At 30.6% G+C, this 12,924-nt stretch carries 12 protein-coding genes; 5 read left to right on the top strand and 7 right to left on the bottom strand.

The window, feature by feature from the left end:
* Positions 1-108 precede the first annotated feature (108 nt).
* Genes RSC72_RS04415 through RSC72_RS04400 form a run of 4 tightly spaced genes read left to right on the top strand, consistent with a single transcriptional unit; the run spans position 109 to position 3,043 of the window.
* Positions 109-672, top strand: a complete 564-nt coding sequence (locus RSC72_RS04415) for an RNA polymerase sigma factor (protein ID WP_332544869.1) — start codon at positions 109-111, stop codon at positions 670-672.
* Complete coding sequence (locus RSC72_RS04410; protein ID WP_332544868.1) at positions 665-1,489, top strand: HEAT repeat domain-containing protein; 825 nt, start codon at positions 665-667, stop codon at positions 1,487-1,489. The genes RSC72_RS04415 and RSC72_RS04410 overlap by 8 nt, the downstream gene beginning before the upstream one ends.
* A gap of 25 nt (positions 1,490-1,514) precedes the next feature.
* Entirely contained in the window at positions 1,515-2,321 is an 807-nt protein-coding gene (locus tag RSC72_RS04405) for a DUF4097 family beta strand repeat-containing protein (protein WP_332544867.1), read from the top strand.
* On the top strand, positions 2,318-3,043 hold the full coding sequence (locus RSC72_RS04400; protein ID WP_332566256.1) for a hypothetical protein: 726 nt from the start codon (positions 2,318-2,320) through the stop codon (positions 3,041-3,043). The genes RSC72_RS04405 and RSC72_RS04400 overlap by 4 nt, the downstream gene beginning before the upstream one ends.
* Before the next feature lie 165 nt (positions 3,044-3,208).
* Here RSC72_RS04400 and RSC72_RS04395 read toward each other — a convergent pair whose 3' ends face one another.
* Genes RSC72_RS04395 through uvrA form a run of 4 tightly spaced genes read right to left on the bottom strand, consistent with a single transcriptional unit; the run spans position 3,209 to position 8,940 of the window.
* On the bottom strand, positions 3,209-3,901 hold the full coding sequence (locus RSC72_RS04395) for a DUF4328 domain-containing protein (RefSeq protein ID WP_332544865.1): 693 nt from the start codon (positions 3,899-3,901) through the stop codon (positions 3,209-3,211).
* A 24-nt stretch (positions 3,902-3,925) separates the two neighbouring features.
* Complete coding sequence (locus RSC72_RS04390; RefSeq protein ID WP_332544864.1) at positions 3,926-5,455, bottom strand: SulP family inorganic anion transporter; 1,530 nt, start codon at positions 5,453-5,455, stop codon at positions 3,926-3,928.
* A 59-nt stretch (positions 5,456-5,514) separates the two neighbouring features.
* Complete coding sequence (locus RSC72_RS04385; protein WP_332566257.1) at positions 5,515-6,105, bottom strand: hypothetical protein; 591 nt, start codon at positions 6,103-6,105, stop codon at positions 5,515-5,517.
* A gap of 33 nt (positions 6,106-6,138) precedes the next feature.
* Entirely contained in the window at positions 6,139-8,940 is a 2,802-nt protein-coding gene (gene uvrA / locus RSC72_RS04380; RefSeq protein WP_332544862.1) for an excinuclease ABC subunit UvrA, read from the bottom strand.
* A 125-nt stretch (positions 8,941-9,065) separates the two neighbouring features.
* Here uvrA and RSC72_RS04375 point away from each other — a divergent pair, with 125 nt between their 5' ends.
* Positions 9,066-10,103 carry a serine hydrolase domain-containing protein gene (locus RSC72_RS04375; RefSeq protein ID WP_332544861.1) on the top strand — a complete coding sequence of 346 codons (1,038 nt, stop codon included), beginning with the start codon at positions 9,066-9,068 and terminating at the stop codon, positions 10,101-10,103.
* Positions 10,104-10,180: 77 nt separating this feature from the next.
* On the opposite strand, the gene RSC72_RS04370 is transcribed toward RSC72_RS04375, so the two are convergent.
* From RSC72_RS04370 to RSC72_RS04360, 3 genes are read right to left on the bottom strand one after another with little or no spacing between them, the layout of a single operon-like run.
* Positions 10,181-10,963 (bottom strand): hypothetical protein, encoded by a 783-nt coding sequence (locus tag RSC72_RS04370; RefSeq protein WP_332544860.1) that lies wholly within the window; start codon positions 10,961-10,963, stop codon positions 10,181-10,183.
* A gap of 2 nt (positions 10,964-10,965) precedes the next feature.
* Positions 10,966-11,775, bottom strand: coding sequence for a hypothetical protein (locus RSC72_RS04365; protein WP_332578421.1), 810 nt, complete (start codon positions 11,773-11,775; stop codon positions 10,966-10,968).
* On the bottom strand, positions 11,775-12,551 hold the full coding sequence (locus tag RSC72_RS04360; protein WP_332544858.1) for a hypothetical protein: 777 nt from the start codon (positions 12,549-12,551) through the stop codon (positions 11,775-11,777). The genes RSC72_RS04365 and RSC72_RS04360 overlap by 1 nt, the downstream gene beginning before the upstream one ends.
* Positions 12,552-12,924: the final 373 nt, after the last annotated feature.

The following is a 12,924-nucleotide window of genomic DNA, read 5'->3' as shown; positions in this document are numbered from 1 at the left end:
CTAAAATAGAGATGTTTTCAAAATAATTTAATTTTTATTAAAATAATTGTGCAACATCTCATAACTTATTGCGTCTATTCTATAGAAACAACAGAAACACAGAGAATCTTGAAAACAGAAAATAACTCTCTTAGCGATAAAGAATTACTGAACCTTTGCGAAAAAGGTGCTGAGATGGGTTATGCACAACTTTATCACAGGTATGCAAAGTCAGTTTTCAACTCGGTTTATAGATTGGTTACAGATCTTTCTGAAGCCGAAGATTTAACACAAGATATTTTTGTTTCGATATTTTCTGACATCAAAAAACTAAAAGAGATTGAGCAGTTGGGCGCATGGTTAACCCGAATAGCAATCAATAAATCAATTTCTCATTTGCGCAAAAAGAAAGTTTATTTTACTGATATAGAAAGTGCAAATGTGATAGATGATGGAGAGCAACAATTGATAGAAAAATATGAATTAGAGGATAAAATAGAAGAAATTCAGAATGCTATCGAAGCTCTACCTGCTGATATTAGAACAATTGTAAATTTATTTCTTTTCGAAAATATTCCGCATGAAGAAATAGCTAATATGCTCGGAATAAGCAACACAACGGTGCGAAGCAAATATCATCGTGCCAAAAAGAAAATAGCGCAAAGCTTACAACAAACTATGTATTATGAATGATCCGTTAAAAAAATATATTGACAACAACCGCGAAGCCTTTGATAATAAAATGCCTTCTGGAGAATTGTGGTCAAAAATACAAGCAAATATTCCGCAAGAAAACAAGATGGAGGAAGCTCCAAAAAGATCAATTACACGTTATTGGTCAATCGCTGCAAGTGCATTGGTTGTTGTGAGTGCTGGTTTATATTTTATGTTAAATCAACCTACAGATGATGTAAAAAACGGAACAATTAATCAAGAAATTGTTCAGCAATCAGTTTTACCAAAAACAAAAGAATTAAAAACAGAAAAAATTGTTCCGACAAAATCTGAAGAAGAAGTTTCTACGCCAAAAATGATTGTTTCTACAAAAAATAATCAAGTAGAGAAAAAAGCTCAAAACAATGTAACAATTGAAGAATCAAACATAAAAGATTCTAAATCTATATTTCTAAATGCGTTGAATGATGAGGAATCTACAAGTAATAGAATTGATGCGATTGCAAAATTGAGCGAATATGAAACTTTAGATCGAAACGATTTGGAATTATTAAAACAAAAAGCTTTGCATGACAATAACACTATTGTGCGACTAAATGCAATTGAAGTTTTAGCGAAAAAAACGCCTAAAGAAACAGTTTCAGAAGAATTAACACAGGTTTTTCTTCAACAAGATGATCCGATGATACAAATGGAATTGATTGCAATTATTGGTAAAATGGACAACAATAAAATGGTTCCTCAATTAACAAAAAAATTACAAGAAATGGTCTTAGATCCACAAACAAAACCATTTGTAAAAGACGAAGCTTACGCAGTATTACTAAAAAAATAATGTTTCACAATAAATACGATTAATTATGATAAAGAAAACAATGTTTATCGCGACGATGTTATTAACGATGTCGCTGAACGCACAAGAACAGCCAGAAAAAACAAACCAAACAACTTCTGTAGAAGACAACGCGACTTACAAATTAGCCGTAAACAAAGGAAAATTACAGATAAATCTTGGTAAAGCAACCATAGAAGGTTATGACGGAAAAGAAATTGTATTTTCTGCTAAAAAAACCAAAGAAAGTACAGACGAACGTGCCAAAGGATTACGTGCTATAAATGCAATGGGATTAACAGACAATACAGGTTTGGGAATAAATGTTGAAGAAAAAAATGGAGTAATAGATGTAAAACAATTGAGCAGAATAAATCCGCCAAATATTAAAATTTTAGTTCCAAGAGGAGTTACAATTGTGTATGAACATCAATCTCAATTTGGAAGTACTGTAACCTTCAAAAATATAGAAAACGAGCTTGAAGCGTCTGTAAGTTACAACAGTATTGTCTTAGAAAACATAACAGGTCCAGCAACAATCAACAGTATTTACGGTAGTATAGATGCACGTTTTAGTCAAAATGTAAAAGGGCCACTTTCTGTTGTTTCTATTTATGGCGCTGTAGACGTTAGTATTCCCAAAAAAGCAAATGCGAATATAAAAGTGACGACTTCTTATGGTGATATTTTGGTTGCACCAGAATTACCTATCAAGATGCAAACCAACTCGGATATGATAAAATATAACGATCAATTATCGGCAACGCTAAACGCTGGTGGTAGCAACTTTAACTTTAGATCAGATTATGGTAAAATTTATTTGAGAGCTTTATGAGAACAACATTAACTTTAGCATTAGGATTGTTTGCAGCAACATTATTTGCACAAACATCTATTCAGAAAAAATACCAGATACAAAAAGGGCAAGAATTAACCTTAAAGTTTGATTATCCTCAACTTGTAAAAATAACAACTTGGGATAAAAATGAAATAGAAATTTCTGGTAAAGTAAATATCAATGATGGAAAAAATGATTCAGATTTCGAAATTACAGAGCAATCTACAAACGGAAATTCAAAATTGATTGAAGGTAAAATTAACAATTACAAAAATTTACCTCAACAAATAGTAGCGTATAAAGGAAAAGAAAAATTTACATTCAAATCTAAAGAAGATTTTAAAGAGTACGAAAAATCGAACAATACAAAGTTTGATATTACAAGTAGTAACGTACAAATTGATATTGTGTTAGAAATAAAAGTTCCGCGCAATATGAAAACGCAAATAGAATCTACTTACGGAACTGTAGAAGTGAAAACTTTTGATGGACCACTTGTTGCAAAATCTACTTACGGAAGCGTAGATGCAACAATAGACGAGAAAAAAATTGGCGAACTAAATGCAGAATGTTTTTACGGAAAGATTTTGACTAATTTAGATTTACCTACAAAACCTATAAAATCTGAGGATTTCCACACCGTAATTACAGCGCACAATGGAAAAGAACCTCGTCAAGAATTTTCATCAAAATACGGAAACGTATATTTGAGAAAATAAGACTTATTCCGAACGAATTTCATCGTTCTTCCCTATTCATTTTTTACGTAAAACTTACCTTATTTACATCGTATTATAAATGTAGATCAGCCCTTGTTTTGCCTTTTTTATAACAAATATTTATAATCAAAGCTTTTCCGATTAAAGAAAAGCTTTGGTTTTATTTTATTGATTTGGAGCTGATAATTCTTCTAATTTTAGATATTGTTCTAAATCTGTTTCCGATTTAGATATCGTTCTAATCATTAATATCGTTAAACCTATTGATAATAATGTAATTGTATAACTACCCAACATATAACCATGATATTCAACCATTTGATCCATCGAAATAAATTGTGTTTTGTTTGCTAATCTGGAAACAATAATATCAATCCAATAAACCGAAAACCAAGCTGTTATAATAGAATAATTATTCAAATTTTGTTTATGTTCTTTATTTATTTTTTGGAGAATAAAATCATATTTCAAATCTATCTCTTTAGCGATTTTTAAAGGTTTAACAAGGTTCATAAAAGGAATTACGAAACCCCAAAAAGCCATACTGTCATTGTTCTCAATATCAATACCAACTCTTCTCAAATTTGCATAAGCTCTTCTAAACCATAAAGTGAAAAATATAATTGTAGCTATAATAGACAGACTAAAAAGAATTGTACTCACATAATAAACCGTTTCTAATGTAGAAATATCTTCTATCTCTAAATCTGCATACTTTTTTAATTCAAAATAATAATAAATACCAATTATTATAGAAATTGCGCATAATAAAAATGCAGCATAAAAACTGTATAAAGCATTATTTTTCCTTTGTTCATTAGGCAAATAATTTTCAAAATTTAATTCATTTTCATTCATATTGTGTTAATTTAATTAGCTTAATTATTTCGGCATCACATTATAAATCGGATCTTCTTCGATATTTATTTCTATCACACTTTTTGCATTATTCAATAAACGAATAGAATCTTGACTAAGATGACGTAATATTACGGTTTTATTTTGTTGTGCATATTTATGTGTTATCAAATTCAATGAGTCAATTGCACTCATATCCACTACTCGACTCTCTTTCAGGTCAATAATAATTTCTTTTGGATCAGAATTAATTTCAAATTTGTCTAAAAAAGTAGATGTAGAACCAAAGAAAAGTGGACCATAAATTTCATATACTTTTCGTCCTTTTTCGTCTATAGATTTTCTTGCACGAATACGTTTCGCATTATCCCACGCAAAAACCAATGCCGACACAATAACACCTACAAAAACCGCCAAAGCCAAATTATGTAAAATAATGGTAATTGCAGCAACCAAAATACTAACAAAAACATCTGATTTGGGCATTTTTGTAATGAGCTTGAAAAATCCCCATTTGAAAGTAGAAATTGCAACCATCATCATAACGCCAACCAAAGCAGCCATAGGAATTTTTTCGATAACTGGCGCTCCAACCAAAATAATCAGTAATATTGCAATTGCACCAATTGCTGGTCCAATTCGCGATCGTGAACCTGCATCAAGATTCACAAATGTTTGTGCAATCATGGCGCAACCTCCCATTCCTCCAAAAAATCCATTTGTAATATTTGCCGCTCCTTGTGCCAAACATTCTTTGTTCGACGATCCTTTTGTTTCGGTAACCTCATCTACCAAAGTCAGTGTTAATAAGGTTTCTATCAATCCGACTGATCCCATAATGATGGAATAAGGAAGAATAATTTTCAAGGTTTCAAGATTAAATGGAACTGACGGAATATGAAAACTTGGCAATTCTCCTTTGATACTCGCAATATCGCCAACAGTTTTTGTATCAATATTAAATCCTAAAACGATTAAAAACACCACTAAAATTGCGACCAAAGAAGATGGAATAAGTTTGGTGATTTTTGGAAAAAAATAGACAACTAAACCTGTTATCAAAGTCAAAATTATCATTGTATAAAATGGCGTACCACTTAACCATGTTGTAATTCCGTTCGCTGTTGATTTGAATTGTTCTATTTGTGACATAAAAATAACGACTGCCAAACCGTTCAGAAATCCATACATCACAGGTTGTGGAATAAGTCGGATAAATCTTCCTAATTTGAAAACGCCAACCAAAATTTGAAAAATACCTGCTAATAGTACAGCTGCAAAAATATATTGTTCGCCATAAGTGGTATTTAAAGCAATTAAAGTAATAACTGTAGCGCCTGCACCACCCGAAACCATGGCTGGTCTACCACCAAAAATTGCTGTTACAATTCCCATGATGAATGCACCGTATAAACCGACCAAAGGCGATAAACCTGCTAAAATTGCAAATGATAACGATTCTGGAATCATAGTCATAGCGACCGTTAATCCAGCAAGAATTTCACTTTTAAAATTAATTTTATTATTGGGACTTAAATAGTCAGAAATCGTCATTGAATGGGATATTTGTTGCAAAATTAAGCAATCTGTTCTAACTAAAAACTAAACTTCCTTTATTCAATTTTTATATTCCCAAATATTCCTGAGAAATTATTAATGAAATAATTTTCTTCGTAAGATGTAATAAAGTTTGGAGATTTCGTTAAGGAACTACTATACAATTCAAAGTTTTTTGCCTGAGAAAATAATAATTTTTTATTTTTCAAATTAAGAACTTGTAAAACTATTTTATAGATACTTTTTCCTTCTTGAGGTAATTTTGCATCAGTTAGACTCTGATATATTGCAGTTTGAATAAATGGATCTACTTTTAATTCTACTATAAATGCGTAATCATAGGAATTATTATGATTTATAAAATTAATAAATTCATTCGTTTTGTAATATTCGTCGTAAAATTCTAATGAATTAACAATCGTATTCTCATCATGAAATAATCCATTTACAGATTGCTCAATTTTTTGATGAAGATTATCTGATCCTTCTGGAAAATTATTTTTTATAATAACATATTTTTTTTGTTCCTCTAAATTAAGTTGAACAATATTATTTTCGCTTTCTGTACCATATTTTTCAAGACGATTTACATTATACGAATTACAAGATGCGAAAATAATTATTAAAAGTAAAAAGCTATATTTCATAAACATAAATATAGCTTTTTTTTACAAAATCTATTACAGTTTATCTTTCAGAAATTTACCTGTGTAAGATTCTTTATTTTTAACAATATCTTCTGGCGTTCCTTCTGCAACCAAGTAACCTCCTTTTTTTCCTCCTTCGGGACCAAGATCAATTACCCAATCTGCTACTTTTATAATATCCAAATTATGTTCTATCACAAAAACAGAATGTCCCAAATCTATCAATGCGCGTAAGGCTTTAATTAATTTCTGAATATCATGAAAATGTAGACCAGTAGAAGGTTCATCAAAAATAAACAACGTTTTGTTTTTCGTTTCTCCTTTCGTCAAAAAGAAAGCTAATTTGATACGTTGTGCCTCTCCACCAGACAATGTATTAGAGGATTGACCTAATTTCACGTAACCCAAACCAACATCTTGCAAAGGTTTTAATTTTTCTACAATTTTGGTTTGATTATGCGTTGCAAAAAAGTCTATTGCATCATCAATCGTAAGATTTAAAATATCAGAAATTGATTTCCCTTCGAATTTTACTTCTAAAATTTCTTTCTTGAAACGTTCGCCATGACAGTCTTCACAAACCAAATCGACATCTGCCATAAATTGCATCTCAATAGTAATTGTTCCCTCTCCTTTACACGTATCACAACGTCCACCATCTACGTTAAACGAAAAATGTTTTGGCTGAAATCCCATTACTTTACTCGCTTTTTGATTGGCAAATAAATTTCGGATATCGTCATACGCTTTCACATACGTCACAGGATTTGAACGAGAAGATTTCCCAATCGGATTTTGATCGATTAATTCTATTCCTTCTAACTGCTGAATATCACCAACCAAATCATCAAAATCACCAATTTTATTTCCAAAAATCTCAAAATTACGTTGAATTGCAGGCGTTAAAATATCTTTCATTAACGTTGATTTTCCCGAACCCGAAACTCCCGTAATTACAGTTAATTCGTTCAAAGGAAATTTAACATCAATATTTTTTAAATTATTTTCTCGTGCTCCAATTATTTTTAGATAATTAGATGATTTTAAACGTTTTTTAGGAACTTCAATTTCCATCTTTCCGTTCAGATATTTTGCTGTCAACGTATCCGCTTTCATCAATTCGTCGTACGTACCTTCAAAAACTACATTACCTCCATTTGTACCAGCTTCTGGTCCAATATCAATAATATAATCCGCAGCTTTCATAATATCTTCATCATGTTCTACCACAATTACTGTATTGCCTAAATCTCGTAAACGATGCAAAATTGTGATAAATTTTTCTGTATCACGCGAATGTAAACCAATCGAAGGTTCATCTAAAACATACATAGAACCAACCAAACTACTTCCTAATGAAGTTGCTAAATTGATACGTTGTGATTCTCCACCAGAAAGTGTATTTGAAGCACGATTTAAACTTAAATATTCTAAACCAACATCTAACAAAAATGTTAATCGAGAATTGATTTCATATATAATTCGACCCGCAATTTGTTGATCGTATTCGTTGAATTTTATATTCGAAAAGAAATCATTCAGTTCATTAAGAGGTAAATCGACCAAATCATTAATCGATTTATCCGAAATTTTAACATAATTGGTCTCTTTTCGTAAACGTTTTCCTTTACACGTTGGGCAAATTGTTTTGCCACGATAACGAGAAAGCATGACACGAAATTGAATTTTATAGGTATTTTCTTCTACCATTTTGAAAAAACCATCCAAACCTTCCCAATCGTTATCACCACGCCATAAATAATCTTTTTGTTCTTCCGATAATTCAAAATATGGTTTATGAATAGGAAAATCTACTTTCTGAGAAAGTTTGATAAAATGATTTTTCCATTCGCTCATTTTCTCTCCTTTCCAAGCTACAACAGCGTCTTCGTAGATAGAAAGTGATTTATTAGGAACAACAAGATTTTCTTCAACTCCAATTACTTTTCCGTAACCTTCACAAGTTGGACATGCTCCATACGGATTATTGAAACTGAAAAAATGAATAGTTGGCTCATTAAAAATCAAGCCATTTGCTTCAAATTTATTTGAAAAATATTTGATTGAATTATCTTCTGTATTGACAAGTGAAATATCTCCTTTTCCTTCGAAAAAAGCAGTCTCAATAGAATCTGCCAAACGATGATAAAACGATTCTTCATCTTCGGAAGGAATTGCAATACGGTCTATAATAAGATGAACATCATTTTCTGGTTGAGGCTCGAAATTAAACGAAATTAGATCTTCTATCTTCACTTGATTTCCATCAACACTAAGTCTTGTAAACCCTTGTTGTTGAAGAATATTAAGATGTTCTGAAAACGTACGTTCTTCTGGAATAATTAATTTTATTTGTAAGATAAATTTAGTATCCGCAGCAAAGGTTTTTAGATAATCTATCGCATCTGTAACCGAGTCTTTTTGCACTAATTCACCCGTAATTGGTGAATAAGTTTTCCCAATACGTGCGTATAACAACTTTAAATAATCGTAAATTTCTGTTGTTGTACCAACCGTAGAACGCGGATTTGTAGAGTTCACCTTTTGCTGAATGGCAATAGCAGGCGCAATTCCTTTGATATAATCGACTTGTGGTTTGTCTAATTTTCCTAAAAACTGACGTGCATACGACGATAAACTTTCTACATAACGACGCTGCCCTTCGGCATACAACGTATCGAAAGCCAAAGTAGATTTTCCAGAACCAGACATCCCAGTAATTACCACCAATTTATTTTTCGGAATGGCTAAATCAATGTTTTTTAAGTTGTGCAATTTTGCACCTTTTATCAGAATAAATTCTTTTGGATCAAGTTGATTGATATCTTTTTTCATCGGATAACAAAGGTAAGTTTTTTTGTGAAATATAAATTTCTTGAATTTTAAATAATTTATAAAAATCACATCTAAATTTTACTACTTTTGAACAAATCATATCATCTTAATAATCAATCTATAAAATGAAATTTCAACACAGAATTCTTTCCTTATTTGCATTTATTTTCACAATTCAAATCAGTTTTTCTCAGACAAAACAAAATTATCAATCTACAATTGATTCTATCATTTCACAAAATGAACCAAGACCTTTTAATGGCGTTATTTTGATTACAAAAAATGGTAAAACTATTTATAAAAAAGCACATGGATTTTCTAATTTTGAGACTAAAACTCCTCTGAAATTGGATGATAGATTCGAAATTATGTCTAATACAAAGCAAATGACAAGTGTTTTGGTTTTGAAGGAAGTTGAAAAAGGTAAAATAGATTTGCAGTCTTCAATCAAAAAATATCTTCCAAATTTGACGCAATCATGGGCAGATTCTGTAACTGTTCATCAATTATTGAATCATACTCATGGAATTATTGATACAGAAAAACCTCTTCTTTTTCGTCCTGGAACAGATTTTAAATATGGTAATTTATCCTCTATTTTATTAGGAAAAATTGTAGAAAATGTAACGCATAAAACTTATCGGGAAGTTGCAACAGCTCTTTTCAAATCTCTTGGAATGAAAAATACGAGTTTGTATGAAGAAAACAATAATCCTAAATTAGTAAAAGGTTATATCAACAATGAAAATCAATTTTCTTTACCAAAAAATGGCATGATTACGGAAGAAAATTTGCCAGCAGATGGAGTTATAACGACTGTTGAAGATTTAGTAATTTGGAATAATAAACTTCACAAAGGCAAAATATTATCTCAAAAAATGTATGATTTGATGACAAAAAGCTCTGTTTTATCACAACATAATGTTTTTGGAAAAGAGAAACAAGGTTATGGATACAACATTAGAAATGTGTCTGAATTTAATGTGAATTATTTAGGACATACTGGTTTGGGAGACGGTTTTGCTTCACTGAATGTTTATATTCCGAAAAGTGATGTAAGCATCATTATCTTTGAAAATCAGATGAATGAAAATCCTGATTTGTATTATTACTATGAAACTTTTATCAAAAATAGTGTCTTGAAAATTGATTTGGTTAAATAAAAACTCTTAGAAATAAAAATAACATTATCGCTCTTATAAGGAAACTAAAAGCGATAATGTTGTATGAAAATATAATTTTAATATGGATGTAATACTGTTGTTGTCATCGTAGTATTAGCCATAGCTTGGTTTAGTTTACCTGTATCTGTAGGAACACCAATTCCTAAATTAACCAAAGAATTTCCAGTTCCTAAATTTCTATTTCTACATGCTGCTTGTACTTCATAACTACCTTGTTCTAGTTTATCTAATGTAACATTTAGATTAAAAATTTTATATGAACCTCTCAATCCTTTTACAACATCAGAACGAACAGCTTTTAATTTGTATGCTTCAGTTCCTTTTTTAAGGAAAATACCACATGCAAAACTTGCCGAATAATTACTTGTACCATTTGCTCTATTTATTTGAACCGTTGTTTGTAGACTTAATGTAACTTTACTAGAATTTGTATTGTCTGTAACAACAAAGTTATCTTTATTTTTTGTTAAAAACATCCAATCTGATTCATTAGAATCCAGAGTATAAGCCCCTGTACCACCACTCGCTGTAAATAAAATTCCTACATCGTCTTTTGTTGTATTCAAATAATATAATGATAAACTACCTGTACCATTGGCTATTTGGTAAGTCTTCCAATTATTACTTGCATCAGTATCTGCTTTAATTTGTAACAATTGATCTTTTGTCCCAACTTGACCTTCAGCTATATCTGTTCCACCTGTTTTTAGTTCTTTTCTTAAATTAAGATCACCATTAATATCTAATATTTTTGTTGGATTTTTAGTGTTAATTCCTACTTGAGATTTTACAAATGTAGTGGTAGAGATTATAACGAATATATATATAATTAACTTCATGATTAATTAACAATTGAATTAAAATTTTGAGGAATTTCGTAAACATCTACTTTTAGAGAAGATTGAGCCATAAACTCGTTTATGTTAGCAATATTATCATCTGCTTTTTTACCAATACCTAAAGAACGAGTTCCTGTAGTATATCTTGCACAGGCTACTTTTACTGTATGCTCAGCTACTGTTAAATTAGTAGCTCCTCCAATCTGTGTATGTGTAAGAAAAGTACTTCCTCCAGTAGTACTATTAAATAATGTATTAATCCGAACACTTTTTAATAAATCATCAACAAAAATACCACAAGCATATTTTATATCTTCTCCATTGCTTGTTGAGTTATTTTGCTGAACAACTGTCTCAAACTGAAAATAAACTTTACTTGATGTACTATTTACCGTAAAGTTTTTTGACAAACCCGCAATTTCAAAAAAACCTCTTGTTTTTAAAGTTTCTAAAGATGTACCTTCCACCAAATCAGTTGATAAATTTGAAGTAACAGCTTGTCCAGATGTTATCCTTAATCCTGTTTGATCTGAGAATGAATCGTTAAAAATCAAATAAAACTTATTTGGCTCATATATCGGAATTCGCAAAGTTTTCCACGTTGGCGCAAGACCTTCTCCTTGAGAAACCAATACCTGCTCTGATAAACCTTGTGATTCTTTGTTATCATTATTTAAAAATAATCGTTTTCTCAAACCTAAATCTCCATTAATATCTAGACTAGCTTGTGGGCTTTTTGTATCTATACCTACTTGCGAAAATGCATTAATAGAAAGACTTCCTACTATAATTAATAAAAAAAACTTCATCATTATTGTGATTTAAAAGTTACTAATTCTGCTAAATCAATTTTCATAAAAGATTTTAGCGCAAAACTATTCGAATTTGTAGAACCTGCTGTATTTGTACCTATAGAAAATGTGTGACCTGCTCCTTCTATTCTACGACAAGCTACCTCTACTGTATAAGTTCCTTTCTTTACATTTTCTTCTGTATAATTTAATGTATAGATATATTGAATAGGTGTATTAACAGTAAGTGTTGTAATTTTATCTGGTCTTAGAGCAACTAATGAATTATCTTTAAAAATACCACAAAGAAATTTTAGATCTCCTATAGTTGTTCCAGTTGGAGTATTGGCTTCTATACCTGCTTGTAATTGATAAGTTATTTTATTTTCGTCAGATTTAATCTCCATACTTGTTTTTAGACCAGCTATTTTAGCCCAACTTGTTGTGTATGCTTCGCCGATATTACTTAACGCAACACCATCAGCAGTTGTTAAAGTTCTAATTCCAATAGCATCGTCAGCAACATACGTATTAATCAATTTATATTGACCAGTCTCCATAAACGGAACGTTTACATATTTCCAAGTAGGTGAATTACCAACTCCTTGCGATACCAAAACTTGATCCTTTTGTCCTGCATTTCCTTTTACCTGATCAGTTCCTCCTACTCTAAGTGAACCTCTCAAAACTACTTCTCCATTAACGTCAAGTTTACTAATTGGCTTAGAAGTATTAATACCTACCTGAGCAAAACTTAAACTACAAGTTACTAAGAATAGTAAATGTAAATTCTTCATATATCTCTTCATTTATTGGTTATTCTTTTATAGATTATTGTTTAAAAAAATAATAAATTTTGTAGGTAATTTATGAGAGTTACTTTTTAATAAAAAGCAATAACGTATAAGAAATCAATTATAATAAAAAGATAAACACAATATTAGATATATGCACAATCTGTTTATTTATAATTGTTTAGATGACTTATATGGGACAAATTTATAATTGTTTTTTATAAAACAATAAATGATAAAACTTGGCTGATTAACAAAACATAACCTTGTTTTGTCCTTTATTCAAAAAATCACGAATTAATTTATGAATATTTATACATTCGTGGCTGGGGTGTAGTCGAGCGATAGTTTCAGGCCGGCGGGGAGCTGGTGTTGT

The organism is Algoriella sp. (assembly GCF_036647415.1).
In the GTDB taxonomy this organism is placed as follows: Bacteria; Bacteroidota; Bacteroidia; order Flavobacteriales; family Weeksellaceae; genus Empedobacter.
This window is presented reverse-complemented; position numbering and strand designations above follow the sequence as displayed.